Below are 25,102 nucleotides of genomic sequence, written 5' to 3' on the forward strand. Positions count from 1 at the left end.
GGCCGCACACTCATATCTATCCCCGTCACCTGAGGAGCGCGAAGCGCGTCTCGAAGGGTCGACGGCTCGACTGTGGCCGATTCATCCTTCGAGGCTCGCCCAGCGGCGCAATTGCGCCGCAAGGCTCGCACCTCAGGATGACGGGTTTGAGAGTAGGAGCGGCGCCAGCGCCGCGTGGCAGGCCCGCTGCACCACCCGGCAGACCTCATCCCGCGACCGTCCCCCGCTCAGCGAGGCGAAGGTCGGATAGCTTGTCAGCGCGAAGATCAGGTCGACGGCATCGTTGCGAGCCTGCGGCGGCGCGCTCTTGCCCGCAATGCGGTCGACCAATGCGGTGATGCCGCGGCGGCGGCGCTCGTTGCGCTCGCGCACGGCTTCGGCGAATTCGGGATCGGTCGCCATCGCGTCGTGCAGGCGTCCGACCGCGGAATCGCGGCTCCAGAAGCCGCAGAAGATCTCGACCATGCGGTCGAGCGCGGCGCGCGGATCGGCCATCGCCATGGCGTCGGCGAGCTGATGCAGCCCGCCATGGCGCGCGATCTCGTCGAACACGGCTTCGAGCAGTCCGCGCCGCGAGCCGAACTGGTTATAGACCGTCAGCCGCGTCACGCCGGCGGCCTTCGCCACCGTATCCAGCGAGAAGCGCGCAATGCTCTCGCCTTCGCGCAGCGTGCGCGAGGCGGCCTCGATCACGCGCTCCCGGGTCTCGGCGGCGGCAGCGCTGCGCGCCGGGCTCACATAACTGCGCGGCGGCATCGGCTGGCCTTGCTTTCGTCTGATTGACTATACATTATGTATATCTAATTCTCAATGCCCTTTGGAGCGAGATCATGCAGACCGTCCTCATCATAGCCCTGTCCCTTCACGTCCTGTCATCGGTGTTTTGGGCCGGCTCCAGCTTCACCTTGGCGCGTACCGGCGGCCTCGGTGGCGAGAAGCTGCTGGTCCCGCAAATCGGCGCGGCGACGGTTGCGATCGTGACCGGCGCTACGCTGTGGCGCCTGGTCCATGAAGGCTCATTCGCGCTGTCGGAGCAGATCCTGGCGGGCGCCGAGCTCGCCGCGCTGGCCGCCATTGCCGTGCAGATCATCGTCGGCGGCGGCGCTATCCGGCAGCTGCGCAATGGCGCGGCCGAACCGTCAGCCGCGCGTTCGCGGCTCGCGGTCGCCCAGCGCATCGCGGCCGCGCTGCTCGCGGTCACCGCACTCTGCATGGGCGCGGCGCGCTACGCGTGACCGCTTCTTACCTCTCCCGCTTGCGGGGTCGAGACGAGCGAAGCTCGCTCTTAGGTTGCTGTGCCCGAAGGGCGCAGCGGGTAGGGGCTGTCGCCACACAACGACTCTGTCGCAAGCAGAGATACCCCCACCCTAACCCTCCCCCGCAAGCGGGAGAGGGGACCGTAGTTCCGTTGCGGATGCAATCGTCTCAGTATTTCCGCACCAGGTCGGGGGTGATCTCTTTCAGGCTGCGGATGCCGAGCAGCGCGAGATCGCGGTCGATCTCGGCGTGCAGCAGCGAGATCGCGCGCGACACGCCGGCCTCGCCGGCGACCACGGCGCCGTAGAGGAACGGGCGGCCGATCCAGACGAAGTCCGCACCGAGCGCCAGCGCCTTGATCACGTCGGTGCCGCGGCGGATGCCGCCGTCCACCATGACGGTCATGTCGCCCTTCTGCGCCGCGATCTCCGGCAGCGTGCGCAGGCCGGACACGGTGTAGTCGAGTTGGCGGCCGCCATGGTTGGAGACCATCACGCCGTCGCAGCCGTGCTCGCGCGCCAGCCGCGCATCCTCCGGCGAGATCAGCCCCTTGACCACGAGCTTGCCGCGCCAGCGCTTGCGGATCAGCTCGACGTGTTTCCAGGCGAGCTGGTCGCGGCTGCCGATGTTGCGCATCAAATTCTTGGACAGCACCGGCGGGCCCCGCTTGGCGTCCATGTTCTCGAAATGCGGCATGCCGTGATTGAACACGGTGCGTGCCCAGGTGTTCAGTAGCCAGTCCGGATGGGTGATGGTGTCCCAGAACACAAGCGGCGTGATCTCGAGCGGCACCTGGAAGCCGTTGCGGATGTTGTTCTCGCGGTTGGGCGGCACCGGTACGTCGGCGGTGACGACGAAGGTGTCGTAGCCGGCCGCCGCGACGCGATCGACCAGCGGCTCGATGCGCTGGTCGAGCCCGGCGAGATAGGCCTGGTACCAGGCCTGCTGGTTGGCGGCGCGGACGTCCTCCAGCGTGATCAGCGAGGAGGCCGAGAGGATCATCGGCACATTGGCCGCCGCCGCGGCGCGCGCCAGCACGATGTCGCCGCGATAGGCGCACAGCGCCGACGAGCCCATCGGCGGAATCCCGAACGGCGAGGCGTAGGTCTTGCCGAATAGCGTCGTGGTCTGGTCGCGGCCGGAGACGTCCTTCAGCACCCGCGGCACGAAGCCGTATTCGTCGAATGCCCGGCGATTGTCTGACCGCGCTGCGTCGGTCTCGGCGCCGCCGGAGATGTAGCCGTAGAGGAATTTCGGCAGCAGCCGCCGCGCCTGCGGCTCGAAATCGTCGAGCGTGAGATAGCGGCGCAAATGCCGGGGCACGGCGCTCGCCGCGCGGTTGACGGTTGCGGGAGGCGGGGAAGCGGCTGCGGTCCGGTCGTGCACGTCGAGTGTTTCCGTTGTTCTTGGTTCTTGGTTGGAGCTTCAGGTTAGAGCATGATCCGGAAAAGTGTGAAGCGGTTTTCCGAAAAGATCATGCTCAAAAGAAACGAAGAGCTAAAGCGCAATGATGATTCAACCCAATCTCATTGCGCTTTAGCGCCTGCCGCCGCGCCCGACAATTTTTTCGTTGAACTTGTTGACGGACTGGCTGACGTCGCTGAGCGTCCTGCGGGTTTCGGCGATCATGGCGCCGGATTTCTTGTCAAAACTCTGGATCAGCTCGCGCAACGAGATCACGGTCGGCAACAGCTCGCCGCCATACTTGTCGCTGCCGAAGCTCTTCAGGAACTTGTCGGCGGACGTCAACTTGCTGTCGACCGCGTCGACGCCGTCCTCGGCGGCATCGATGAAGCCCGCGATCAGCTCGCCATTGCCGGACAGCGAGTTGGTGAAGTTCTCGAGCCCGAGCAGCGAGTCCTTGATGTCGGCCTCGTTCTCGGTGATGACGCGGTCGACATTGCGCAGCGCGACCCGCAGTTTCTCCTGAATGCCCATCGTGCCTTCGGCATCGGCGGTCAGCTCGGGAATGCCGTCGGCGCCGAGCGGCGGCGGCGGAGCATCGTCGGTACCACCGGTGAAGGAGATCGAGGCGATCCCGGTGAGGCCCTGGAATTCGAGGCCGACCTGGGTGTCCTTCTTGATTGGGGCGTTGCCCTCGATCCGCGTCATCGCCACCACGCGGTGACGGTCGAGCCTGATCGAGACCACTTCGCCGATCCGCACGCCGGCGAAGTTGACGCTGCCGCCGCGGCGCAGGCCGGAGGCCGAGCCCTCGAACACGACGCGGAACGGCACCATCCGCTTGATGCCGGCATAGCGCTGATAGCCCAGCCAGCCGCCGAGCGAGCCGGCGATCAAAGCCAGCGTCAGGGTGCCGATCACGAGATTGCTGGCGCGCGCCATGCGTTGGGGACCTGTCCGCGAAGCAGACCTCAAGAGATAGCGGATTTGCCGCCGATAGTCACCGCGCCTCCGGCGGGCAAGATCAGGCCGACTGCCTCCGCGACGCCGCGAAGACGCCGGCCAGCACCAGCGCGAAGCCGATGAAATGGAAGGCCTGCGGATGCTCGCCGATGAACACGATCGACATGATGGTGCCGAACACCGGAACCATGTGGAAGAACGGCGCGGCGCGGTTGGCGCCGATCAGCTGCACACCGCGGTTGAAGCACAGATAGGCCACCGTCGAGGGGAATACCGCGACATAGAACAGCGACAGCAGATTGCTGGTGGTGAGCTGCATCACCGGACGCGTGCCGAGTTCCCAGATCAGGAACGGGATCAGGAACAGCGCGCCGCAGCCGAAGGTGAAAGCCGCGACCGACAGCCCGTGGATCTTGGGCCGCTTCAGGGTCAGCACCGAGTACAGCGCGAAGATCACCAGCGCGGCGATGAAGATCAGGTCGCCCTTGTTGAACTCGATCTTCGACAGCGTCGTGAGATCGCCGTGCAGCAGGATGACCAGCACGCCGGCGAGCGACAGCAACACGCCGCAGAACTGCGCCAGCGTTAGCCGCGCGCCGAGCAGGATCAGCGACCACAGCGCGACCATCAGCGGCACGGAGGATTGCAGCAGCAGCGTGTTGAGCGCCTGGGTGTGCTCGAGCGCCCAGTATTGCAGTGTGTTGAAGGCGCTGATGCCGGTCATCGACAGCAGCATCATGATGCCGAGATTCTTGCGGATCGCAGGCCAGTCGCTGGCGAGGTGCTTCCAGGCAAACGGCAGGATGATCAGGAACGCCACGAACCAGCGCAGGAACGACAGCGTCACCGGCGGAATATGGCCGGCCGCGAGCCGGCCGACGATCGCATTGCCGGCCCAGCACATCGCGGTGATGCAGAGCAAGAGATATGGCTGGTTGGCGATCCAGGAGCCGGACGCAGGCGTTGTGGTGGAATCGGTGGCAGACATGCGAAGGGCCCGGGTTCACGACGCCGCGGCCCGCCCGCCCGGCCGTCGCCGGGCCGGTATGGATCGCCCCGGCACCCTGTCACAGACACGGATTCCACCGTTCTATCAATGGTGATCGACGCATCGCGACCATGCGCGAAGGCCCCTTACGGAAAGCGCAACGACGCTTTGCCAGGCCGGCCGGCACACGGCGATCCGCCACAAGCCGCTTGTTTGAGCATGATCTCCGCGCAAACGCGTTCCGCGTTTGTCGCGAGGGAAAACCGCTTCGCACTTTTCCGGATTATGTTCTAGCCGGTCTCCGGCGGCGTGGTCTGGCGCTTGACGATCTGCTCGGCGAGCTCGATCAGGATCCGCTTGGTGTCGGGGTCCTTGACGTCGCGGAACACCCGCAGCATGCGCAGCTCGAGCAAGGATTGCAGCGATTCCGACGCCTGGCCGCCTTGTGTCTGCGCTGTGGTGGCGGGCCGGCGATTGAGGATGTCCGCGGCGATCCCGAGCATTTCGGCGACGGTCGCCAGGCGGCCGGTATCGACTTTGACGGTGCCGTCCACGCCGTTCTTTTGCAGGGAGGCCCCCGCGCACAGGATCTCGGCGAGATCTGCCTGCGACAGCCCGATTGCGCGCCAGCGCGCCTGCACCAGTTGATCGATCTGGTCGTCCTGCGATGTGCTCATGGTGCGCTTGGGCGACCTCCAGCTACGTCCGTCGACAGCATGTCCGCGACGATGATTGGTAGCAAATGGAACAGCGGTTCGTCGTGACGGGACTTCTACGGATCACCCGGGTCGACAATCGGTCCCGGCGCACCGGGCAACGTGCAGGACGATCCGTGCTTCACGACAGCTCGGCAGTCGCGCCGGGCGGGCACTGCAATACGCACCCATGGTCTGAAATCCCTGTCATCAGGCCGCAGCCTTATTATCAAGATCGTACGCGAATGCAATCTGGGGGTGATCGTTGAAGAAAATCCAACCCGGATGTGTGACCTCGCCACAGTTCGCGGCGTTGTCGCTCACAGGTCGATGATCCCGAGCGCGATGCTCTTCGCCACCCCGTGCGTCTTGTTGGAGGCCTCGAGCTTGCGCAGCGCCTGCTTGATGAAGCCTTCCACCGTCTCCGGCGAAATGCCGAGGATCTGCGCGGTGTCGGCCACGGTCTTGCCGCGCGCCGCCCAGGCGATCACTTCCTTCTCCCGTGCCGTGAGCTTGATGGTCTCGGCGGCGTCGGCGGGCTTGAGAATGGTCGGCGCGTTGCGCTGGTCGCGGTTGACGATGTCCATCGCCCGCTGCACCCAGTAGATCATCAACAGATGCAGTTCATGGCGATGGCAGATGAACAGTTTGTCGAAGTCGCGCGGCTGGTCTTCCCAGAAGAACACCGTCGAGCTCGAATGCACGGCGCCGAGCCGGTCGCGATAATGGAAAGGTACCACGAAGCCGTCCTTGAATCCGAACTCGCGGGCGGCATCCATCGTCTTGACCTCGGGCGCCCGCTTGTGTCCGCTTCGCTCCGGCAGCTTCAGGCTGCTCCAGCTGAACGGCGTGTTGGTGCGTCGCGACCGCGCCAGCGCCGGATCGGCATGGACGAACTCGTTCTGCACATACGCCCGCTTCCAGGCGTCGGGAAAGGTGCCGACATGATAGGGCAGATCAAGGTCGGGCCGGCCGGCATCGACAAAGGCGAAGCCCGAGAAGCCGTAGTTCTGGATGACACGGTGCAATGACGAGCTGAGCTCGTCGATGGTGTCCGACGCCTCGATGGTTGAAATCGCGTCTACCAGGCCCATTGACTAAAACCCCCGGTTTCCGGGGGTACCACAGTTAACCCCTTTCGTTCCAGATGTTCCGCATTTGGAGGAAAGGATAATGCCGCATTCATTGGACGGATATCATGCACTCATCACCAGGGAAGAGCTTGATCCGGCGCATGTCGGGGCGATGTTGCGGCTGCGCAAGCGGCTGTTCGTCGACCATTGCGGCTGGCTTCTGAGCACGACCGGCGACGTCGAACGCGATCAGTTCGACAGCTGGTATACCGAGCACTGCCTGTTGTTCTCAGGCGCCGAGCTGGTCGGCGGCTTCCGGGCGATCCGCACCGACTATCCCTATCTGACCAAGTCGGTATTCCCGCAGCTTGCAGTGCGCCGCTTTCCGAGCCGCCGCGACGCCTGGGAAATCAGCCGGTTCGGCGTGCTGCCTGGTGTCGCGAGGTCGTGGACGGCACGCGTGAATTACGCGCTGATGTTCCGCTTCGCCGAGCTGCGCGGGGCCGCCGCGCTCGTGGCGCTCGCCGACCTTTCCTACGAGCGCTTTCTCACCCGCATGGAGATCCGCACCCGCCGCTACGGCCCGCCGCAGGTGATCGGCAATGATCGCATGGGCCGCCCGCTGACGGCGCTCGCCGGAGAAATCCCGCTTGGTCTCGCCGACAATCCCGGCCTGACCAAATTCCTCGACCTTGGACGGCAATTGGAGATTCACGATGCCTCACATGTTCTCGGACGTTCGAGCATTCCAGCGTGACCCGCTGCGTCTGCTGCTGACGCGCGGCAACGAGGCCGAGCTCGGGCTCGTGCCCCTGCGGCTCGGTCCTGCGCCCGTCTTTCTGGTGAACGATCCCGATCTGCTGCGCCCGATCCTCAAGGCGCCGGAGACCGACATCGGAAAGGGCAAGCTGATCAAGAAGCTGACGCCGGTGCTCGGCCGCAGCTCGCTGATGCTGAGCGGCGAGGAGCACAAGCGGCGGCGGACGGTGTTGCAGAAGCACATGGCCAAGGGCAGCGTCGAGAAATTCCTGCCGCATATGTGCGCCGAGATCCGCGCGGTCGGCGCCAGCCTGGCGCGGCTCGGATCGTTCGATCCGCACCATGTCACCGCGATGCTGGCGCTGCGGACGATCTGCGTCGCGATCTTCGGCTCCCAGGTGATGTCGTCCGGCGACGAGGAAGCGCTGGTTCAGGCCGTCGGCGTGATCGAGGACGATCTGGCCGAGGAGATGTTCCGCGCGTTGCCGTTCGGTCCGGTGGCTTGGTACCGGCGCCGGCAGAACCGGGTCTGCGCCAAGCTTGCCATGTCGACGGTGGTGCAACGCCTGCGCCGCAAGGCGGGCTCGAGCAGCGCGCTGCGCGATCTCGAGGCGCTCGGCCTGAGCGATCGCGATCTCGAGGACGAGATCCTGACACTGCTGCTGGCCGGCCATCACACCACCGGTTCGACGGCGGCGTGGATGTTCTACCAGATGGCCGCCGATCCCGCTTTGATGGACGACATTGCCGACGAGGCGGCGGAGTGCCTTGGCGACGACGGCGAGCTGCGACTTGACGCGGTGAAGCGCGCCAATCTGAGCGCGACGTTTGTCAAGGAGGTCTGCCGGCTCTATCCCAGCGCTTGGTGGTTCTCGCGCGAGGTGATGCAGCCGGTGACGATCGGCGGGCGCGACCTCAAGGTCGGCACCTCGCTGTTGATCTGTCCCTGGCAATTGCAGCGCGATCCCAGGCATTTCGAGGATCCCGACCGCTTCCTGATGACGCGGCGCTACAACACCGACGCCTACATCCCGTTCGGCGCCGGCCCGCGCGCCTGCGCCGGGATGGGAGTTGCGATGCTCGAGTTGCAATTGCTCGCGCTCGAGATCGCGGCGGCCTATCGCTTCACCGCCGTCAGCCCGAATCCGGCGCCCTGGCCGAAAGCCTCGGTGACGCTGATTCCGCCGCCGATGACGATCGACATCGAAGTCCGCGAGCTGCCATCGCGCATCCTGCATCTCGGTGAGGAAGCCGAGCGGCTGCCATACATTTCATCCGCCAGCGCGGCGTCCATCAGCACATTACAATCGGTATCCCAATGACCACACACATCACGACGGCCAGCATCGGGCAAAGGGCCATGGATCAAGTGCAAATGCGCAGCTTGCGCGACGTCATCGCGGTGTTGATCGAGCAGCGCAGCATCGTGACGGCGGCCGGTGCGACCTTCGCCGCACATCTGCTCGACCTCGCGATCATGCAGCTCAGGCTCAACGTCAACGATATTTCGGCGGAGGAATTGTCCGGCCTGTCCGACTATGTCGGCGCGGAGTTCAACAGGGACAAGCCCTCGCATTGATCGCGCGAAGTGGGCATCGGTTCGCGTGAAGAAAACGCGTCAAGACAAGAATCCAGAGCTTCGATTCTGATTCAACCGAAGCTCTAATCCTGCGTCGCCACCAGCGCCTTCATCGTGGCGCCGGCGGCAAGCGCGGCGTCGTTCGGATCGATCTCGATCTGCAGGCCGCGCTGGCCGCCATTGACGAACACGGTGACATGGGTGAGCGCGGTCTCGTCGATCGCGGTCGGCACTTTCTTTTTCTGGCCGAACGGGCTGATGCCGCCGACATGGTAGCCGGTCAGCCGCTCGGCATCGGCCGGGCGCATCATCCTGGCCGACTTGCCGCCGAGGGCTGCGGCAAGCTTCTTCATGCTGACCTCGCAGTCGGACGGCACCACGGCGCAGACCGGCTTGCCGTCGACCTCCGCCATCAGCGTCTTGAGCATGCGGTTCGGGTCGACCCCGAGCGCCTCCGCCGCCTGCAGCCCGATGCTCTCGGCGCTGGAATCGTAGACATAGGTGTGGAGCTTGAAGGCAATGCCTAGCTTGCGCAGCGCAATCGTCGCTTGTGTTGAATTGGGCATGGTCCGGGCCGGTTGATACGGCCGAATGATCGCCGCAATGGGCCCGGCGATCAATCGGCCGTACGGTCAGCCCAAGGCGGCGCCAACATTAAATTCCCGCCAGTCCGGAACGGCCGGGTGCAGCATGGAATTTTCAGGGGATATCAAAGGCTTGTCGCCCCTCTAAAAGGCGCAAACGACCCCCTTCTTGCTTGCGCAGCCGACCCGCTTCCTTTATCCGGTAGGCGCCTTGCGTGCGCGCGGCCGGGCGCCGCGGTTTGGGCTGGGCATATCATGCATGGTCGCTGTGGGCGGACGCGTTTTCGCCGCGATCATGGTCTCTGAAACACCTGAAGGGAACATCTTCGCAATGGCCAATGTTGTCGTCGTCGGCGCCCAATGGGGTGACGAGGGGAAGGGCAAGATCGTCGACTGGCTGTCGGAACAGGCCGACATCGTCGTGCGCTTCCAGGGCGGCCACAATGCCGGCCATACGCTCGTGATCAATGGCGAGACCTACAAGCTGGCGCTGCTGCCCTCCGGCGTGCTGCGCCCGAACAAGCTCGCGGTGATCGGCAATGGCGTGGTGTTCGATCCGCAGGCCTTCCTCGACGAGGTCGCCAAGCTGAGGGGGCAGGGCGTTGCGGTCGGACCGGACAATCTGCGGATCGCCGAGAACGTCACGCTGATCCTGCCGCTGCATCGCGAGCTCGACTCGCTGCGCGAATCCTCCAACGCCGTCACCTCGATCGGCACCACCCGCCGCGGCATCGGCCCGGCCTATGAGGACAAGGTCGGCCGCCGGGCCATCCGCCTGATGGATCTCGCCGATCTCGATACCCTGCCGCACAAGATCGAACGCCTGCTGGCGCACCACAATGCGCTGCGCCGCGGCAACAATCTGGAGGAGATCGACGGCAAGGGCATCCTCGCCGAACTGACGGCGTTCGCGCCGAAACTGCTGCCGTATGCCGAGACGGTGTGGCGGCTGCTGGATATCAAGCGCCGCGAGGGCAAGCGCATCCTGTTCGAGGGCGCGCAGGGCGCGCTGCTCGACGTCGACCACGGCACCTATCCCTATGTGACGTCGTCCAACACGGTGGCGGCGCAGGCCGCAACCGGCACCGGCATGGGTCCGGGCGCAGTCGGCTATGTGCTGGGCATCTGCAAGGCCTACACCACCCGGGTCGGCCAGGGTCCGTTCCCGACCGAGCTGAACGACGAGATCGGCGAGGAAATCGGCCGCCGCGGCAAGGAATTTGGCGTCAACACCGGGCGCAAGCGCCGGGTCGGCTGGTTCGACGCGATGCTGGTGCGGCAGACCGTTCGTACCTGCGGAATTGCCGGGCTGGCGCTGACCAAGCTCGATATTCTCGACGGGTTCGACAGCATCAAGGTCTGCATCGGCTACAAGCTCGACGGCAAGGAAATCGACCACCTGCCGGCGGGCGAGGGCGCGCAGGCCCGCATCGAGCCGATCTATGAGACCATCGAGGGCTGGAAGCAGCCGACCGCCAATGCGCGGTCCTGGGCGGACCTGCCGGCCCAGGCCATCAAATATGTCCGCCGGGTCGAGGAGCTGGTGGGGTGCCCGGTCACCCTGCTTTCCACCAGTCCGGAACGTGAAGATACTATTCTGGTACAGAATCCGTTCGAGGCTTAACGGGATATTACCTATATCCCACCAATTGTGTGGAAATGGCTGACTACTACCCGCTGATCGCCCGTGCCATCGCCGGACTGGACCCCAACGCCCCCGGCGAAGCCCGCCGTGCGCTGTATGCGCGGGCGCGGACGGCGTTGATCCAGCAACTCCGCGGCGTGCAGCCGCCGCTCTCCGAATCCGAGATCACCCGCGAGCGGCTGTCGCTGGAAGAGGCGGTGCGCAAGGTCGAGTCCGAGGCCGCGCAGCGCGCCCGCGAGGCCTCGCGCCCCGGCGGCGGGGCGGCCCGCAGCAGCGACCCGCTGCGCCGGGCCAATCCCCGTCCGCCCGAGGACAATGCCGCGCGCCCGCGGCCGCCGGCCGAAACCCGCCCGCCGCGCAATTTGCGCCCCGATGCGCCGCCGCCGGCCCCGCCGCGGCCGCAGAACCCGCAGGTTGCTGCCGGCACCGATACCCGGCCGGCGCCGCCGCGCCGTGGCCCCGAAGGCGCGCCGCCCCCGACGCCGCCGGCCGCCCCGGGTGTGCGCGGCTTCCGCGACATTACCGCCGACGCCGACGATCTCGGGCGTGCTGCGGCGCAAGCCAGCCGCAACGCGCGCAAGACCTACGCCAACGTGCCGTCGCCCTCGCCGGAATTCGACCGGCTCGAGCCGAGCCTCGAAAACCGCGGCGGCGATCCCGAGGCGCCGTATTCCTACGACGAGTCGATCGAGGAGGCGGAGCGCTACGCCCCGCAGCCGCCCCAGGCGCCGCCGCCGCCACGCGCGCGGGTCAGCAATGCCGAGCGCGAGCCGAAGCGGCCGCGTGTCGGTTCGATGTTCCCGTTCAAGACCGCGATCGCGATCGGCATCCTGCTGATCCTGGTCGGCACCGGCTTTCTGTTCCACCAGCAGGCCGCCACCCTCGTCAGCAGCCTGTTCAAATCCTCGGCCCCCGTCGAGGCGCCGAAGGACGCCGCGGCGACGCCTTCGAGCAAGAAGATCACCGACCGCGTCGGCCAGCCGTCGTCGTCCGGCGAGCCGGTCGCTCCGGTGGCGCAGCGCGTGGTGCTCTATGACGAGGACCCGTCGGATCCGAAGGGCAAGCAATATGTCGGTTCGGTGGTCTGGCGCACCGAGCAGGTCAAGGGCTCGGGCAACCAGAAGCCCGACATCGCCGTGCGCGCCGACATCGACATCCCCGATCGCAAGTTCAAGATGACGATGTCGTTCCGCCGCAACACGGATTCATCGCTGCCGGCGAGCCATACCGCGGAATTGACCTTCATCCTGCCGCAGGACTTCGCCAATGGCGGCGTCGGCAACGTGCCGGGCATCCTGATGAAGTCCAACGAGCAGGCGCGCGGCACGCCGCTGGCCGGGCTCGCGGTCAAGGTCACCGACGGCTTCTTCCTGGTTGGGCTCTCCAACGTCGACGCCGACCGCTCGCGGAATTTGCAGCTCTTGAAGGAGCGCTCCTGGTTCGACGTGCCGCTGGTCTACACCAACCAGCGCCGCGCCATCATCGCGATCGAAAAGGGCGCCCCCGGCGAGCGTGCCTTCAACGACGCCTTCGCGGCGTGGGGTGAGTAACAGCTTCAGCGCTCACCTCGTATTCACGCTCTCATCGCCCGGCTGAGTCCGGGCGATTCCGTATCGCAGCGAAGTCCGGCTGTTGCAGCGCATCGACGCGATGATCCCGGAACATTACCGGGCGCTTTCGATTTTCCCTAGAACCGTCGCGTGACTGCGTTACACTCGCCTGATGTCGGGCAGGGGCACGCCATGAAACGCTATCTGATCTTCGCAGCCATCGGGCCGTTCATCGGCGGCTTCCTGCTGCTGCTCATGACCACCTATCAGTCCGGCTACTGGACCGAGACCAATGGCGGCGAAGTGGCGAAGCTGCTCGTCGTGTTCGTGAAGTCGCTGCAGTACAATTATCTGTTCGGCATCGTGCCGTCGCTGATGTTTGGCGCAATCGACGACATCCTGATGCACATGCGGCGGATCACGCCGACGGTGCGGATGCTGATCGTAGGTCTCGTGGCGTTCGTCGGCGCGGCGCTGACTTACGCCTCGCACGGCTCCGAAAGCGGCGCCGTGCAGTTCATCCTCTATGGGCTGGTCGGCTTCATCCCGGGCGTGATCACATCCTGGCTGGCGCACAAATATGCCGAAGAGCAGCACGTGCCGGCGACGCCGGCATCCCAGCATTAGGGCGTGTACGCATTGCATTTCGGAAAGCAGAAGTCGCCGGCTTTGACGCGATCGGCGATTTCTGACCGTCGGCGCAATGAGCGCATCGTCGCCGGACAGGAAGCCGTGTCTAACGCACGGCCGCGGCCGCTCGCGCTATTATAGTAATCTTGTCAATATATTAGGCGCCCGGCTGCAAATCGCGCGCATCGTCTTTCATGGAACTGTCACATGGGCGTCATGCAAACATAGTCCCAATGTCACATGGCCGCTTTTGTCCTCCCGCGGCCGTGAGGGCGATCCATGAGCGATGTAGCGTTACCTGGTTCGATCGAGCCTGCGCGTAGCGGCGGGCCCGATCTCGAGAAAGGCTTTCATCCTCTCACCGGCATCATCTATCTCGGCGTGATCGGCGCCGCGCTGCTGTTCGTGGCCTACAGCATCTACGCGGATGTCGGCGCGACGGGAGCGGGCAAGACTTCCTATCTCGCGTTCCTGCTGCTGTTCGTCGCGCTGCTGATCTCGCTCGGCTTCGAATTCGTCAACGGCTTTCACGACACGGCGAACGCCGTCGCGACCGTGATCTACACGCGTTCGATGCCGGCTCACATTGCCGTCGTCTGGTCGGGGCTCTTCAATCTGATCGGTGTCCTGCTCTCCAGCGGCGCCGTTGCCTTCGGCATCGTCTCGCTGTTGCCGGTCGAATTGATCCTTCAGGTCGGCAGCAGCGCCGGCTTCGCGATGGTGTTCGCGCTGCTGATCGCCGCCATCATCTGGAACGTGGGCACCTGGTACTTTGGATTGCCCGCCTCGAGCTCGCACACCCTGATCGGATCGATCATGGGCGTCGGTATCGCGAATGCCCTGATGCACGGAAGGGAAGGGACGTCCGGTGTGGATTGGTCGCAGGCCGTCAACACCGGCAAGGCGCTGCTGCTGTCGCCGCTGTTCGGATTTGCGCTCGCTGCCATCCTGCTCTATGGGCTGAAAACCGCGCTGTTGCGCGCAACACCGGCGCTGTTCGGCGAGCCGAAAGGCGATCAGCCGCCGCCGTGGTGGATCCGCGGCATCCTGATCCTGACCTGCACAATGGTCAGCTTCTTTCACGGGTCGAACGACGGTCAAAAAGGCATGGGTCTCATCATGCTTATCTTGATCGGCGTGGTCCCGACCGCTTACGCACTCAACCGCGCGATGCCTGCTAGCCAGATCGATGCATTCACCGCGAATTCGGCGGCGGCGAGCAAGGTGATCGAGGATAAGGGGGCCGATCGCAAGGTGACGGGCAATCCGCGTCCGGCGGTGACGAACTACATCGCGCTTCGACAACTCACTGACGCTACCTATCCGTCACTCGCCGTTCTCGTCAGCGAAATCCGCGACCAGGTCATTCAGTACGGTTCGCTGGCGAAATTCCCGGCCGAGACCGTCGGCAACACGCGTAACGACATGTATCTGGTATCGGAGGCGCTGCGCTCGCTCATGAAGAGCAGCGACAGTGGGCTGAACGATGCTGATGTCGCGACGCTCAATCGCTACAAGGGCTCGCTGGATGCCGCGACCAAATTCATTCCGTCCTGGGTGAAGATTGCGGTCGCCATCGCGCTCGGCCTCGGTACGATGGTTGGCTGGAAGCGGATCGTCGTGACGGTGGGTGAAAAGATCGGCAAGACCCATCTGACCTACGCGCAGGGTGCCTGCGCCGAGATCACGGCGGCGGCGACCATCGCCGCGGCGGACGGATACGGCCTGCCGGTGTCGACGACGCATGTGCTGTCGTCCGGCATCGCAGGCACCATGACCGCAAACGGGTCCGGCCTGCAATGGTCGACCATCCGCAACATCGCCATGGCCTGGGTTCTGACCCTGCCGGTGGCGATGCTGATCTCGGGCATTCTCTACTTCGTGTTCGCGCATTTGTTCTAGCCGGAGCAGCAAGGCAATCGGATGCACGAGATCTGCATCCGGGTTCGGGGAAAGGAATTTCGAGTGGCAGATGCAAGCTTCAGCCTTCTGACGGGCAACGATATCGAAACCCGCCTGGTCCGGGCCGGTGGCATTATTTTTCGCGAGGGTGAGGAGGCCAACGAGCTGTTCGTGATCAAGAGCGGCTATGTGCGCATTCAGGTCGGCAACAAGACCATGGCGGACTTGCCGGCCGACACGATCTTTGGCGAAATGGCGTTGATCGACAATGAGCCGAGGAGTGCGACCGCCACGGCGCTCACGGATGTCGAGCTCGTCCCGGTCTCGGAAAAGCAGTTCCTCTTCCTCGTGAGCCAGACGCCGCATTTTGCCCTGAAGGTGATGAGGACGCTGGCCCAGCGGCTCAGAACCATGAACAAGGGCGTGTTCTAGAGCCTGATGAAGTTAGGTTAAGCCGGCGACCGCAAGGACACTGCGCTCCCTCTCCCGCTTGCGGGGGAGGGCTGGGGTGGGGGTATTGCCACGAATCCCATCGCGGAGAGAGCCCCCACCCGCCGCGCTCCGGACGACGCTTCGCGTCGCTCGTCGCGCGTCGGCCTCCCCCGCAAGCGGGAGAGGCGAAACGAGTCTGCGGCTCGGGCTGATTCAACCAAAAATCATCGTGCTCCAGCGAGGCGAACATCGAACGCAAAAGCGGCGGACGTTTCAGCCCGCCGCCGGCGTGATGCAAAAGGCCGCACGTTGAAATGCTCAGGTGCCGTTGGCGCGGCAGCGGCCGCCCGGGCCGAGATACCAGCCGCGCGGACAGGCATGCATCCACGGCCGCGCGTAGTTGCGGCGGCAGCCGCCATAGGGACCGCGATGCCAGCCGCCGCCGCAGCCGCCGGCGACCGCGATGACATCGGAATTCTGGGTGGGTGTAACCGGTGCGAGCGGCATGGCGCCGGCGCTGCCGATCGTCGCAAGAAGGAAGGCGGCCGCAATCAATCTGGTCATGAGTGTCGTCCTCTGCTGATGCCAAAAGTCATTCGTTGATCTCTTCAAAAATCCGTGGCGCACTTATTCGGATCATGCCCTAGCCGCCGCCGGCGAATGCGATGCCGGCACGCACCTCGCCCATCGCCTGATCGATCAGGCTGAGCGCACGCTCACGGTGACCGCCCTTGTTCGGCGTCGCCCTGGTGAGCTCGGCGCGCGCCGATTGCAGCATTGCAAGGCTCTCGTCCATGTGCGGCTGGGCGCCGATCGCGTAGCCGACCCCCATGCTGGTGGCGATCGCAACCCCGAGCAGCACCTTGCGGATCGCGGAAGTCTTCATCTCATTGTCTCCTCTGGCTGGGCCGCTTGTGTGCGGGGGCTCACTTTGAGTGGTCTTTCCTGGCTGCGAGCCGGCGCCATCGTTAAGCCTCCGGCGTCACGCGCGTCTTGGACTGGGAAGCGCCGGAGGATTCCGGACTTGGACTGTCCGGCGCTGTGCACAGGGCCGGTTGCTTTCATCTTCCGTTCATCTCGTGGTGGCCAGACTGCCGGCCAGCACCTTGGTCCCGTCCTTCCGATGTCCGTCATCAAGAAAAGGCTGTCGACCGACATGCTGCCGCCCGGTCTGGGCGAGCGGCAGCGCTACATGTTCTTCGCCGAACTGTTCGAGCATTTCTCCAACACCGGCGAGCTCGATCCGTCACCGGCGGTGCCGTTTCGCGCGACGATGAACTCGATCCATATCGGCACCACCCTGCTCGGCCGTTGCAACGGCAGCTTCACCACCGTACGGCGCGAGCGGCGCCAGGTGCTGGCGACCAATGACGACCGTTATTGCCTGGCGCGCAACACCGGCGATCGCGCCTCGGTCGTGACGCATCGCGGGCGCGAATTCCAGATGCGGCCGGGCGCGATGGTGCTGCTCAAGCTCGACGAGCCGTTCTTCACCGCCGACGGCGCCCACCACAAGCGCTTCACCAACGTCCATCTGCCGATGGCGACGTTGCGGTCCATGGTCACCGGGGTCGATGACCTGGTCGGCCGCGAGCTCGCGCCGGGCGGCGCGCTGTCGCTGGCGATGGACTATAGCGACCTGCTGCTGCGATCGCCCGATGCCGTCGACGAGGCCGGCTTCTCCATCGCCGCGCATCTGCTCGATCTCGCAGCCCTCGGCCTCGGCGCCCGCGGAGATCTTGCGGCCGCAGCGCAACGCCGCGGGCTTCGCGCGGTCAGGCTGAAGTCGCTGCTGATGATCCTCGCCAAGCGCTTCACCGAGCCGGATTTCTCCGCGCACAAGCTCGCCGCCGCGACGGGCCTGTCGGAGCGCTATGTCAACGAGCTGCTCTACGAGGCGGGCGCGAGCTTCACCATGCGGCTGACCGAATTGCGGTTGACGAAAGCTGCCCAATTGCTGGTCCATGACAGCGAGCGGCGGATCAGCGACATCGCCTTCGATTGCGGGTTCAACGATCTGTCCTACTTCAACCGTTGCTTCCGCCGCCGCTTCGGTCTGACGCCGTCGGCGGCGCGGGGCACGTGACGAGGCTTGAACGGCCTTGAATGTGACACAGTGGTAATGTGACGCAACTTGAACCACCTGCCCGCGTTACCATGTGATGGCCATGCCCGACGACGACATTTTCTCCCCCCACGCCACGCGATCGCGACCGCCCTTCGGCGGGGCGCAGGCGCGCGGCAAGGTCATCGATCAGGACGGGCGCGAGCTCGGCGATGGCCCGCTGCATCCGCAGTTCCAAGGTTTTCAGGGAGCCTTTCAGGAAGGCTTCCGCTTCGACTTGCGCAACTCCACCGCCAACCCGTTCGGCAATCTGACGCGCGAGGAACGGCTCGCGCGGCTGGAGATGATCGCAAAGCTGCTCGACGTCGCCTTCGTCGTGCCGGGCACCAATGTCCGCTACGGCATCGACGGGCTGATCGGCCTGATCCCGGTGATCGGCGATCTCATCACCACCGCGATCTCGCTGTGGCTGGTGCGAGAAGCCCGCTTGCTGGGTGCGCCCTGGCACATCACCGCGCGGATGCTTGCCAATGTCGCCGTCGACGGCGTGGTCGGCATGGTGCCGGTGGCGGGCGATGCCTTCGACGTCATGTTCCGCGCCAATATCCGCAATGTGCGGATGCTGCGGCGCTGGCTCGACAAGCAGCCCAGACTCTAGAGCCTATTCCGTTCCGATTGAATCGGAACGGGGCTCACGATTCTTGTTTTGACGCGTTTTCTTCACGCGAACCGGTATCCACTTCGCTCGAAAACGCTCTAGCTCCCAAAACAAAAGCCCCCGGATCGGTCCGAGGGCTTTTCGTTCAGCGACGAGTAGAAAGTCTACGCGGCGTCGGCGTCGGTCTGGGCCGGCTCAGCGCGCGGACGGCGCGGCAGCGGGAAGCCTTCGCTCTCATACAGCGAACGGATGCCGTTCTGGTCGAAACGGGCTTCCTCGACCTGGAGATAGGCGCCGTTCAGCGAATCCGCCGGCAGCTGCTCCATCGCGAACTGCACGGCCTCGGCAGCAGTGCCGAAACGGCGATAGGCGAAGCCGGCCCGCTTCTTCTTGCGGATCGCGGCGGGGAACAGTTCAGCGGACGTGTTATAGTTGAACGGACGCAGGGGACGCATGGTCGACGACCTCTTGTGTTCTTGGCATAGAGCGGCGAAAGGGATTTTGGGGGACGGCGGCCTATAATCGGCGGCGCGCCGTACATGTCATTTCGATCCCTAATATAGGCCTCTTTGACAAAAATGCGACCCCAGAAGCGCCCCCGGCAGGGCACATGCTGAATCCGCGCATAGCACGCGGTCAATCAAAATAACTCCATCAATTTCAATGGCTTACAGCAATTAAATCTTGTCGAGCAAGGCCAGGATCACGACCACGATCAAAATCACCCCGAAAAGGCCCATTCCGGAGTGGCCGAGACCATAGCCATAGCCGCGGATGCGGCCGCTATAGCCGCCCAGCAGGATAATCAGCAGGAGGATGATGAGGATCAGTCCAAGCGACATGGCGCCCTCCTCAGAACAGGCGGCAGCCGCACGGCGAGACGCCTACGGCCCCGCGAATTCGGAGCAAAGCACATTCCGGGGCGCGAGTCGTTAAGGCCGCCGGCCGATCACGAGGATGTTCTTGGGTGCCGGGGCGGCTACTTCTTACTTTCGTCGATCGGCAGCACCTTCAGCGGCGTCGGGTAGGGCTCGACCCGCAGCGAGTCGCTGGCGATCAGGCCGACCTTGTGCAGCGGCGCCTGTTCGAGCTCGCCGGAGGCGGATTTGTGCACGGCATATTGCCAGACGCTCATCGAGCCCTTGGCGACCAGCATCTTGGCGATGCCGCCGGCATTCTGGCCTTCGACCTGCGCCAGATCGGCATCCGTCAGGCCGATGACGATTTCGTCCTTGGAGGTGATGACCTTGAACAGCGAGATCTTGTCGGCGGCGAAGGCCGGCATGCTCACCGCGCTCCCGATGACCACGCTGGCAAGACCGAGACCAAACAATAGCTTTGCTGGAATTGGCGACATCAAAATTTCCTTGTGTTTACGCGCGCGGAAGGACGGCCGCGCCAAAACAAAACCCCTCGCGACCGGTTCTTGGTCGCGCGGGGCGGAGAAATTGTTCGACGTGAGGCCAGGATATTTGCCGGACCCGCCATTGTCATTGCTGGGCCTGACCCGGCAATCCATCGCGGAGAAACGCTCTCTCTTTCGATGGATGCGCGGGTCAGGCCCGCGCATGACGAGCGGAGTTGGCAGCCGTTACTTCTTCTCGTCGAGCTTCAGCGCCGCCGAGTTGATGCAGTAGCGCAGGCCGGTCGGGCCAGGGCCGTCGTTGAAGACATGGCCGAGATGGCCGTCGCATTTCGAGCACAGCACCTCGGTGCGGATCATGCCGTGGCTCACATCGTGCTCCTCGTCGACATGGCTCTCGACCGCGGGCTTGGAGAAGCTCGGCCAGCCGCAGCCGGAATCGAACTTCTGGTCGGACTCGAACAGCGGCTGCCCGCAGCCGGCGCAGACATAGGTGCCCTTGCGCGGATCATGCTCGTATTCGCCGGTGAAGGGCCGCTCGGTCGCCTTCTCCCGCAGCACGGCGTACTGCATCGGCGTCAATTCCTTGCGCCACTCGGCCTCGCTCTTGCGGACCTTGCCGTCGGTTTTGGTATCGGACATTCAACCTCCTTGGTTTGATCGTCATTGCGAGGAGCGAAGCGACGAAGCAATCCATCTTTCCGCTTGCCGCGACATGGATTGCTTCGCTTCGCTCGCAATGACGGGAAGCGTCGCCTCAGTTGGTGACCTTGGTGCTGCTCACCAGCGTCGGCTTCTCGATGTAGTTCTCCGCGAAGATCTTCTTCAGGTTCTCGACCTTCGGGATGTCGTTATACGCAATATAGGGCTGGCTCGGGTGCAGCGTCAGATAGTCCTGGTGGTAGCCCTCCGCCGGATAGAACGCCTCCAGCGCGCCGACCTTGGTGACGATCGGCTTGTTGTAGACCTTGGCCGCGTTGAGCTGGGCGATATAGGCGTCCGCCACCTTCTTCTGCTCGTCGCTGGTCGTGAAGATCGCCGAGCGATATTGCGTGCCGGAGTCAGGGCCCTGGCGGTTCAACTGGGTGGGGTCGTGCACGACGGAGAAGAAGATCTGCAGGATCTTGCCGTAGGAGATCTTCTGCGGGTCGTACTTGATTTCGACGGACTCGGCGTGGCCGGTCGTGCCGGTCGACACCTTCTCGTAATCGGCATTCGCCTTGCTGCCGCCGGAGTAGCCGGACACCGCGCTGACGATGCCGGCGGTGTGCTGGAACACGCCCTGCACACCCCAGAAGCAGCCGCCGGCGAGCACCGCGGTCTTGATACCGGTTTCCGGCGCGCTCGCGGCCGGCGCCGGGATGACCACGGCGTCCTCGGCGGCAAGCGAGGGCGCAACGGCAAAAGCGGCAACGGCCAGCGCGCCGATCGCGGCGGCGCAAAGCGAGAGGCGGCTGAGGGAGCTCTTGGGCATGGGTTCCTCGTGGGATCGCAATTGGGGGCCAGTCTAGAGCGGGAGCCGGCATTGGCAAATCGGGCCGGGCTGCTCCGACGCTTCAAAATACGGGCGAAGGGGCGGTTTGTTACGGCGCCGGCCACACGGTTTCGTGAGGGAAATCAGCGAGGTTCAGGGATGACGGTGATGGATTTTTGCCCGCGGCCGCTCCACGCCCGTCGTCCTGGCGGAAGCCAGGACCCATAACCACCAAATGTAACTGTAGGCGGGTTCGTGGCCCCAGCGTCCCGCAACAACAAGCAGGCGGGGTAATGGGTCCTGGCTTTCGCCAGGACGACGCTGAAGGTTGGTGCCGCCTGCGAGCTCACCTGCTGTCGGGATGACGTCGGCGCCTGCGGACGATCACACCACGATGCTCAGCCGCTTCGCCGCGCGCGTGATGCCCGTATAGAGCCACCGCGCGCGCGAGTCCTGGAACGCGAAGCTCTCGTCGAACAGCACCACGTCGTCCCATTGCGAGCCCTGCGACTTATGGACGGTCAGTATGTATCCGTAGTCGAACTCGTCATAGGGCTTGCGCTGCTCCCACGGAATGCCCTCGATGCCGCCGTCGAAGCATTCGCCGCGCACCGACACCTTGGTGACCTTGTGGCCGAAATCCTCGTCCGGCATCACGCGCATGGTGATGATCTTGGACTTCGACTGCGCGCGCGCCTTGACCCGCCACAGCCCGCCGTTGAACAGCGCCTTCTTGCGGTTGTTGCGCAGGCAGACCAGCTTGTCGCCGGCGACGGGGAGAGGATCTTCGATCTTTAGCCGCTGCCGCATCCGCATGTTGTAGGCGCGGCGGGTGTTGTTGCGGCCGACCAGCACCTGGTCGGCGCTCATCACGCGGTCCGGATCGAGCTCCTTGCGCGAGACCACCTCGCTCTCGCCGTGGCGGCCGATCTCGAGCTCGCGGCCCTCGCGGATATCCATCGACATCCGCACGATCGGATCGTCCTGCGCCTGGCGGTGCACTTCGGTCAGCATCGCGTCCGGCTCGGCATCGGTGAAGAAGCCGCCGCCCTGGATCGGCGGCAATTGCGCGGGGTCGCCGAGCACCAGCAGCGGGCAGTCGAACGACATCAGGTCGCGGCCGAGCTCGGCGTCGACCATCGAGCATTCGTCGATCACGATCAGCTTCGCTTTTGATGCGGGCGCGTCGTCCCACAGCTCAAAACTCGGCTGCTCGACGCCGGACTCGCGGGCGCGGTAGATCAGGGAATGGATCGTGGAGGCGCTGTCGCAACCCTTGTTGCGCATCACCAGCGCCGCCTTGCCGGTGAAGGCCGCGAATTTCACCTCGCCGTCGACGCCCTCGGCGATGTGCTGGGCGAGCGTGGTCTTGCCGGTTCCGGCATAGCCGAACAGGCGGAATACCGGCGGCGTCCCGTTCTGGCCGGGCTTGGCTTTCAGCCAGTCGGCAACGGCTTTCAGCGCGGAGTCCTGGTGCGGCGTAAAGGTGGTCATGTGGCTTTCGGAAGAATGAGCGCGCGACCGATAGCGCCGCGACTCACACCCGCACAAGCTAAACATTCATGCGTCCCAAGCAAGCCGTCTCCCGCTGCACGGAATTGGAGTTTCGCCCCCGAGGCTGGACTTGGTGTGTCCCGTCACTAGACTGACCAAAAACAACAAACGGTCGGGGACGGACCTTGGGAGTGACGCCATGAAATTCGGCATCTTTTACGAGCTGCAACTGCCGCGCCCCTGGAACGACGGCGACGAGCTCCGGCTCTACCAGAACGCGCTGACACAATTGGAGACCGCCGACCGGCTCGCTTACGACTACGCCTGGGTCGTCGAGCATCACTTCCTCGAGGAATATTCGCACTCGCCGGCGCCGGAATCCTTCCTGGCCGCCGCGAGCCAGCGCACCAAGAACATCCGGCTCGGCCACGGCATCTTCCAGCTCACCACCAATCATCCCGCGCGCGTCGCCGAGCGGGTTGCGGTGCTCGATCTGCTCAGTAACGGCCGCTGCGAGTTCGGTATGGGCGAGAGCGCCTCGATCACCGAGCTGACGCCGTTCGGCCGCGACATGGAGACCAAGCGCGAGGTGTTCGAGGAGGCGGTGAGTGCGATCTTCCCGATGTTCACCAAGGTCGGCACCGAACATCACGGCAAGTATTTCGATATCCCGCTGCGCAATGTCGTGCCGAAGCCGGTGCAGAAGCCGCATCCGCCGCTCTGGATGGCGTGCTCGCAATTGCCGACGATCGAACGCGCCGGACAGAACGGGTTCGGCGCGCTCGGCTTCCAGTTCGTCAGCGCCGAGGCGGCGCATGCCTGGGTGCACGCCTATTACAACGCGATCACCAAGCGGCTGAACAAGCTCGCCGACTACGAGATCAATCCCAACATGGCGCTGGTCTCGTTCTTCATGTGCGCCGAGACCGATGAAGAGGCGCGCAAGCGCGCCGACGGCGCGACCTTCTTCCAGTTCGCGCTGCGCTATTACGGCCAGGCGCAGAACCGGCAGCGCCCGGCGCCCGGCACCGTCAACATGTGGGACGAGTACAACAAGTGGAAGCGCGAGAATCCCGAGGCGCAGGAGGCCGCATTGCGCGGCGGCCTGATCGGCTCGCCGGAAACCTTGCGCAAGAAGTTGCGGCGTTTCCGCGCCTCGCATATCGACCAGGTGATCCTGCTCAACCAGGCCGGCAAGAACACCCACGAGCACATCTGCGAGTCGCTCGAATTGTTCGGCAAGGAAGTGATGCCCGAGTTCCAGCGCGATCCCGAGCACGATGCCTGGAAGAAGGGCGTGCTTGACGGCTCGATCCAGCTCGAGGAGATCGACACCCAGGCGTTCTCGGACCGCTACGGCAAACTCGCGGTCAATGTCGGGTCGAAAGCTGCCGCGGCAGGTTGATCGATTCCTGTGCAGCGACCTCGCGATCGCGTGAAGAAAATAATTCGCTACGCGCGACCTGCGCCTTGAACGAAACGGCACGCGCGATGCCTGCACCGAAGTGCAGGCATCGCTATTTTTGTGCGGTGCTCGACAGCTTCATTCGCGCGCCCCATCATCCTGACATCGCATGATCGCGTGTTGAGAAGCGCGCTTGATCGTCAGGAGAGTCTTGGAATGAAGCGTCGTGAGTTCCTCCAGCTGTCGCTTGCCACGGCCGCTGCTGCTGCACTGTCAGGGCGTGCGCGGGCCCAGGCGGACGCGAAGGAAATTCGTATCGGCTACCAGAAGAACGGCGTGCTCGTTATCACGCGCCAGCGTGAGGCCTTGGAAAATCATTTCAAGCCGCAGGGCGTCAGCGTGAAATGGGTCGAGTTCTCCTCGGGCCCGCCGATGATGGAGGCGATGAATGTCGGCAGCGTCGATTACGGCGCGGTCGGCGATTCCCCGCCGATCTTCGCACAAGCCGCGGGCGCGGCCATCGTCTATGCCGCCGCGCAGCCCATCATCAATGGGTCGGGCATCCTGGTGCCGCAGAATTCGGCAATCACAGGCATCGCCGATCTCAAGGGCAAGCGCGTCGGCTTCACGAAGGGATCCAGCGCCCACAACGTCGTGATCCAGACGCTGGAAAAGGCCGGGCTGACCTATGACGACATCACGCCGGTCTATCTGACGCCGCCGGACGCAGGTCCTGCCTTTGCCAATGGCGGCATCGACGCCTGGGCGATCTGGGATCCGTATTTCGCGATCGCCGAGACCAGGCAGAACGGCCGCATTCTGGTCAAGAGCAGCGATATCACCAAGACCAACGCGTTCTACATCGCCAACCGCGACTTCGCGAACAGGCACGGCGCCCTGCTGCAGCAGATCGTCGATGTCACGACATCGACCGCGGCCTGGGCGCAGGCGCACCCAGACGACGTCGCGAAATCGCTGGCCGCCGTCACCGGCGTCCCGCTCGATATCCAGACCATCGCGGCGAGGCGGGCCGGCTTCTCGGTCGGCCCCGTGACCGACGACATCATTGCGACCCAGCAGGGCGTCGCCGACCGCTTCTTCAAGCTCGGCCTGATCCCAAAGCAGATCGCGATTCGCGACATCGTCTGGCGCAACACCCAGACCTGATCGGCGCGTTTGGTC

The 25,102-nt window shown here is 64.5% G+C and carries 28 protein-coding genes; 13 read left to right on the top strand and 15 right to left on the bottom strand.

Annotation, left to right across the window (positions count from 1 at the left end):
• Positions 1-132 precede the first annotated feature (132 nt).
• On the bottom strand, positions 133-756 hold the full coding sequence (locus AAFG07_RS06990) for a TetR/AcrR family transcriptional regulator (protein ID WP_342726592.1): 624 nt from the start codon (positions 754-756) through the stop codon (positions 133-135).
• A 74-nt stretch (positions 757-830) separates the two neighbouring features.
• On the opposite strand from AAFG07_RS06990, the gene AAFG07_RS06995 reads away from it, so the two are divergent.
• Positions 831-1,235: a hypothetical protein gene (locus AAFG07_RS06995; RefSeq protein WP_342726593.1), complete on the top strand. Its 405-nt coding sequence runs from the start codon at positions 831-833 to the stop codon at positions 1,233-1,235.
• 190 nt (positions 1,236-1,425) lie between these two features.
• Here AAFG07_RS06995 and AAFG07_RS07000 read toward each other — a convergent pair whose 3' ends face one another.
• The 5 genes from AAFG07_RS07000 to AAFG07_RS07020 all read right to left on the bottom strand — a co-directional run bounded on the left by AAFG07_RS07000 (position 1,426) and on the right by AAFG07_RS07020 (position 6,401).
• Entirely contained in the window at positions 1,426-2,580 is a 1,155-nt protein-coding gene (locus AAFG07_RS07000) for an alpha-hydroxy acid oxidase (RefSeq protein ID WP_342726594.1), read from the bottom strand.
• A gap of 213 nt (positions 2,581-2,793) precedes the next feature.
• Positions 2,794-3,603 carry an MlaD family protein gene (locus AAFG07_RS07005; RefSeq protein WP_212316138.1) on the bottom strand — a complete coding sequence of 270 codons (810 nt, stop codon included), beginning with the start codon at positions 3,601-3,603 and terminating at the stop codon, positions 2,794-2,796.
• Between the two features lie 82 nt (positions 3,604-3,685).
• A complete protein-coding gene (locus AAFG07_RS07010) occupies positions 3,686-4,612 on the bottom strand; it encodes a DMT family transporter (protein WP_342726595.1) in 927 nt (308 codons plus the stop codon).
• A 290-nt stretch (positions 4,613-4,902) separates the two neighbouring features.
• Entirely contained in the window at positions 4,903-5,289 is a 387-nt protein-coding gene (locus tag AAFG07_RS07015; RefSeq protein WP_342726596.1) for a hypothetical protein, read from the bottom strand.
• A 338-nt stretch (positions 5,290-5,627) separates the two neighbouring features.
• Entirely contained in the window at positions 5,628-6,401 is a 774-nt protein-coding gene (locus AAFG07_RS07020) for a LuxR family transcriptional regulator (RefSeq protein WP_342726597.1), read from the bottom strand.
• Between the two features lie 79 nt (positions 6,402-6,480).
• Between AAFG07_RS07020 and AAFG07_RS07025 the strand changes: the two genes are divergently transcribed.
• Genes AAFG07_RS07025 through AAFG07_RS07035 form a run of 3 tightly spaced genes read left to right on the top strand, consistent with a single transcriptional unit; the run spans position 6,481 to position 8,718 of the window.
• Positions 6,481-7,137: an acyl-homoserine-lactone synthase gene (locus AAFG07_RS07025; protein ID WP_342726598.1), complete on the top strand. Its 657-nt coding sequence runs from the start codon at positions 6,481-6,483 to the stop codon at positions 7,135-7,137.
• Entirely contained in the window at positions 7,097-8,461 is a 1,365-nt protein-coding gene (locus tag AAFG07_RS07030) for a cytochrome P450 (protein WP_342726599.1), read from the top strand. Before AAFG07_RS07025 ends, AAFG07_RS07030 begins: the two co-directional genes overlap by 41 nt.
• Before the next feature lie 38 nt (positions 8,462-8,499).
• Complete coding sequence (locus tag AAFG07_RS07035; RefSeq protein WP_092117320.1) at positions 8,500-8,718, top strand: hypothetical protein; 219 nt, start codon at positions 8,500-8,502, stop codon at positions 8,716-8,718.
• Positions 8,719-8,801: 83 nt separating this feature from the next.
• On the opposite strand, the gene ybaK is transcribed toward AAFG07_RS07035, so the two are convergent.
• A complete protein-coding gene (ybaK, locus tag AAFG07_RS07040; RefSeq protein ID WP_092117318.1) occupies positions 8,802-9,284 on the bottom strand; it encodes a Cys-tRNA(Pro) deacylase in 483 nt (160 codons plus the stop codon).
• A 349-nt stretch (positions 9,285-9,633) separates the two neighbouring features.
• Here ybaK and AAFG07_RS07045 point away from each other — a divergent pair, with 349 nt between their 5' ends.
• The 5 genes from AAFG07_RS07045 (at position 9,634) to AAFG07_RS07065 (ending at position 15,461) form a co-directional block, all read left to right on the top strand.
• A complete protein-coding gene (locus AAFG07_RS07045; RefSeq protein ID WP_342726600.1) occupies positions 9,634-10,926 on the top strand; it encodes an adenylosuccinate synthase in 1,293 nt (430 codons plus the stop codon).
• Positions 10,927-10,961: 35 nt separating this feature from the next.
• A complete protein-coding gene (locus tag AAFG07_RS07050) occupies positions 10,962-12,497 on the top strand; it encodes a hypothetical protein (RefSeq protein WP_342726601.1) in 1,536 nt (511 codons plus the stop codon).
• A 192-nt stretch (positions 12,498-12,689) separates the two neighbouring features.
• Positions 12,690-13,124, top strand: coding sequence for a DUF5413 family protein (locus AAFG07_RS07055; protein ID WP_223969681.1), 435 nt, complete (start codon positions 12,690-12,692; stop codon positions 13,122-13,124).
• A 282-nt stretch (positions 13,125-13,406) separates the two neighbouring features.
• The gene (locus AAFG07_RS07060) at positions 13,407-15,029 is read left to right on the top strand and encodes an inorganic phosphate transporter (RefSeq protein ID WP_342726602.1); all 1,623 of its coding nucleotides are present in this window, start codon (positions 13,407-13,409) and stop codon (positions 15,027-15,029) included.
• A 21-nt stretch (positions 15,030-15,050) separates the two neighbouring features.
• Positions 15,051-15,461, top strand: coding sequence for a cyclic nucleotide-binding domain-containing protein (locus AAFG07_RS07065; RefSeq protein ID WP_342726603.1), 411 nt, complete (start codon positions 15,051-15,053; stop codon positions 15,459-15,461).
• A 318-nt stretch (positions 15,462-15,779) separates the two neighbouring features.
• Here the strand turns inward: AAFG07_RS07065 and AAFG07_RS07070 are convergent, their stop codons facing one another.
• Together AAFG07_RS07070 and AAFG07_RS07075 are read right to left on the bottom strand one after the other, a co-directional pair.
• Positions 15,780-16,025, bottom strand: a complete 246-nt coding sequence (locus AAFG07_RS07070; RefSeq protein ID WP_342726604.1) for a hypothetical protein — start codon at positions 16,023-16,025, stop codon at positions 15,780-15,782.
• 79 nt (positions 16,026-16,104) lie between these two features.
• Complete coding sequence (locus AAFG07_RS07075; protein ID WP_342726605.1) at positions 16,105-16,347, bottom strand: hypothetical protein; 243 nt, start codon at positions 16,345-16,347, stop codon at positions 16,105-16,107.
• 237 nt (positions 16,348-16,584) lie between these two features.
• Here AAFG07_RS07075 and AAFG07_RS07080 point away from each other — a divergent pair, with 237 nt between their 5' ends.
• Complete coding sequence (locus AAFG07_RS07080; protein WP_342726607.1) at positions 16,585-17,547, top strand: helix-turn-helix domain-containing protein; 963 nt, start codon at positions 16,585-16,587, stop codon at positions 17,545-17,547.
• 76 nt (positions 17,548-17,623) lie between these two features.
• Positions 17,624-18,184: a DUF4112 domain-containing protein gene (locus AAFG07_RS07085; RefSeq protein ID WP_342726608.1), complete on the top strand. Its 561-nt coding sequence runs from the start codon at positions 17,624-17,626 to the stop codon at positions 18,182-18,184.
• A gap of 164 nt (positions 18,185-18,348) precedes the next feature.
• Here the strand turns inward: AAFG07_RS07085 and AAFG07_RS07090 are convergent, their stop codons facing one another.
• The 6 genes from AAFG07_RS07090 to AAFG07_RS07115 form a co-directional block, all read right to left on the bottom strand.
• Positions 18,349-18,639, bottom strand: coding sequence for a hypothetical protein (locus tag AAFG07_RS07090; RefSeq protein ID WP_097673192.1), 291 nt, complete (start codon positions 18,637-18,639; stop codon positions 18,349-18,351).
• Positions 18,640-18,861: 222 nt separating this feature from the next.
• Complete coding sequence (locus tag AAFG07_RS07095; RefSeq protein WP_176533426.1) at positions 18,862-19,026, bottom strand: DUF3309 family protein; 165 nt, start codon at positions 19,024-19,026, stop codon at positions 18,862-18,864.
• A gap of 137 nt (positions 19,027-19,163) precedes the next feature.
• The gene (locus AAFG07_RS07100; protein ID WP_342726609.1) at positions 19,164-19,541 is read right to left on the bottom strand and encodes a hypothetical protein; all 378 of its coding nucleotides are present in this window, start codon (positions 19,539-19,541) and stop codon (positions 19,164-19,166) included.
• Positions 19,542-19,775: 234 nt separating this feature from the next.
• Positions 19,776-20,189 carry a peptide-methionine (R)-S-oxide reductase MsrB gene (gene msrB, locus AAFG07_RS07105; RefSeq protein ID WP_342726610.1) on the bottom strand — a complete coding sequence of 138 codons (414 nt, stop codon included), beginning with the start codon at positions 20,187-20,189 and terminating at the stop codon, positions 19,776-19,778.
• Positions 20,190-20,304: 115 nt separating this feature from the next.
• Entirely contained in the window at positions 20,305-21,021 is a 717-nt protein-coding gene (msrA, locus tag AAFG07_RS07110; protein ID WP_342726611.1) for a peptide-methionine (S)-S-oxide reductase MsrA, read from the bottom strand.
• A 384-nt stretch (positions 21,022-21,405) separates the two neighbouring features.
• On the bottom strand, positions 21,406-22,515 hold the full coding sequence (locus tag AAFG07_RS07115) for an ATP-dependent RecD-like DNA helicase (RefSeq protein WP_342726612.1): 1,110 nt from the start codon (positions 22,513-22,515) through the stop codon (positions 21,406-21,408).
• A gap of 199 nt (positions 22,516-22,714) precedes the next feature.
• Here AAFG07_RS07115 and AAFG07_RS07120 point away from each other — a divergent pair, with 199 nt between their 5' ends.
• Positions 22,715-23,920, top strand: a complete 1,206-nt coding sequence (locus AAFG07_RS07120) for an LLM class flavin-dependent oxidoreductase (protein WP_342726613.1) — start codon at positions 22,715-22,717, stop codon at positions 23,918-23,920.
• Between the two features lie 216 nt (positions 23,921-24,136).
• A complete protein-coding gene (locus tag AAFG07_RS07125; protein WP_342726614.1) occupies positions 24,137-25,087 on the top strand; it encodes a sulfonate ABC transporter substrate-binding protein in 951 nt (316 codons plus the stop codon).
• Positions 25,088-25,102: the final 15 nt, after the last annotated feature.

The sequence above is a fragment of the Bradyrhizobium sp. B097 genome, assembly GCF_038957035.1.
In the GTDB taxonomy this organism is placed as follows: domain Bacteria; phylum Pseudomonadota; class Alphaproteobacteria; order Rhizobiales; family Xanthobacteraceae; genus Bradyrhizobium.

Coding starts and splice junctions, on each gene's coding strand:
- AAFG07_RS06990 (WP_342726592.1), bottom strand. CDS start 756: ATGCCGCCGCGCAGTTATGTGAGCCCGGCGCGCAGCGCTGCCGCCGCC.
- AAFG07_RS06995 (WP_342726593.1), top strand. CDS start 831: ATGCAGACCGTCCTCATCATAGCCCTGTCCCTTCACGTCCTGTCATCG.
- AAFG07_RS07005 (WP_212316138.1), bottom strand. CDS start 3,603: ATGGCGCGCGCCAGCAATCTCGTGATCGGCACCCTGACGCTGGCTTTG.
- AAFG07_RS07010 (WP_342726595.1), bottom strand. CDS start 4,612: ATGTCTGCCACCGATTCCACCACAACGCCTGCGTCCGGCTCCTGGATC.
- AAFG07_RS07015 (WP_342726596.1), bottom strand. CDS start 5,289: ATGAGCACATCGCAGGACGACCAGATCGATCAACTGGTGCAGGCGCGC.
- AAFG07_RS07020 (WP_342726597.1), bottom strand. CDS start 6,401: ATGGGCCTGGTAGACGCGATTTCAACCATCGAGGCGTCGGACACCATC.
- AAFG07_RS07025 (WP_342726598.1), top strand. CDS start 6,481: ATGCCGCATTCATTGGACGGATATCATGCACTCATCACCAGGGAAGAG.
- AAFG07_RS07030 (WP_342726599.1), top strand. CDS start 7,097: ATGCCTCACATGTTCTCGGACGTTCGAGCATTCCAGCGTGACCCGCTG.
- AAFG07_RS07035 (WP_092117320.1), top strand. CDS start 8,500: ATGGATCAAGTGCAAATGCGCAGCTTGCGCGACGTCATCGCGGTGTTG.
- ybaK (WP_092117318.1), bottom strand. CDS start 9,284: ATGCCCAATTCAACACAAGCGACGATTGCGCTGCGCAAGCTAGGCATT.
- AAFG07_RS07045 (WP_342726600.1), top strand. CDS start 9,634: ATGGCCAATGTTGTCGTCGTCGGCGCCCAATGGGGTGACGAGGGGAAG.
- AAFG07_RS07050 (WP_342726601.1), top strand. CDS start 10,962: ATGGCTGACTACTACCCGCTGATCGCCCGTGCCATCGCCGGACTGGAC.
- AAFG07_RS07055 (WP_223969681.1), top strand. CDS start 12,690: ATGAAACGCTATCTGATCTTCGCAGCCATCGGGCCGTTCATCGGCGGC.
- AAFG07_RS07060 (WP_342726602.1), top strand. CDS start 13,407: ATGAGCGATGTAGCGTTACCTGGTTCGATCGAGCCTGCGCGTAGCGGC.
- AAFG07_RS07065 (WP_342726603.1), top strand. CDS start 15,051: ATGCACGAGATCTGCATCCGGGTTCGGGGAAAGGAATTTCGAGTGGCA.
- AAFG07_RS07070 (WP_342726604.1), bottom strand. CDS start 16,025: ATGACCAGATTGATTGCGGCCGCCTTCCTTCTTGCGACGATCGGCAGC.
- AAFG07_RS07075 (WP_342726605.1), bottom strand. CDS start 16,347: ATGAAGACTTCCGCGATCCGCAAGGTGCTGCTCGGGGTTGCGATCGCC.
- AAFG07_RS07080 (WP_342726607.1), top strand. CDS start 16,585: ATGTCCGTCATCAAGAAAAGGCTGTCGACCGACATGCTGCCGCCCGGT.
- AAFG07_RS07085 (WP_342726608.1), top strand. CDS start 17,624: ATGGCCATGCCCGACGACGACATTTTCTCCCCCCACGCCACGCGATCG.
- AAFG07_RS07090 (WP_097673192.1), bottom strand. CDS start 18,639: ATGCGTCCCCTGCGTCCGTTCAACTATAACACGTCCGCTGAACTGTTC.
- AAFG07_RS07095 (WP_176533426.1), bottom strand. CDS start 19,026: ATGTCGCTTGGACTGATCCTCATCATCCTCCTGCTGATTATCCTGCTG.
- AAFG07_RS07100 (WP_342726609.1), bottom strand. CDS start 19,541: ATGTCGCCAATTCCAGCAAAGCTATTGTTTGGTCTCGGTCTTGCCAGC.
- msrB (WP_342726610.1), bottom strand. CDS start 20,189: ATGTCCGATACCAAAACCGACGGCAAGGTCCGCAAGAGCGAGGCCGAG.
- msrA (WP_342726611.1), bottom strand. CDS start 21,021: ATGCCCAAGAGCTCCCTCAGCCGCCTCTCGCTTTGCGCCGCCGCGATC.
- AAFG07_RS07115 (WP_342726612.1), bottom strand. CDS start 22,515: ATGACCACCTTTACGCCGCACCAGGACTCCGCGCTGAAAGCCGTTGCC.
- AAFG07_RS07120 (WP_342726613.1), top strand. CDS start 22,715: ATGAAATTCGGCATCTTTTACGAGCTGCAACTGCCGCGCCCCTGGAAC.
- AAFG07_RS07125 (WP_342726614.1), top strand. CDS start 24,137: ATGAAGCGTCGTGAGTTCCTCCAGCTGTCGCTTGCCACGGCCGCTGCT.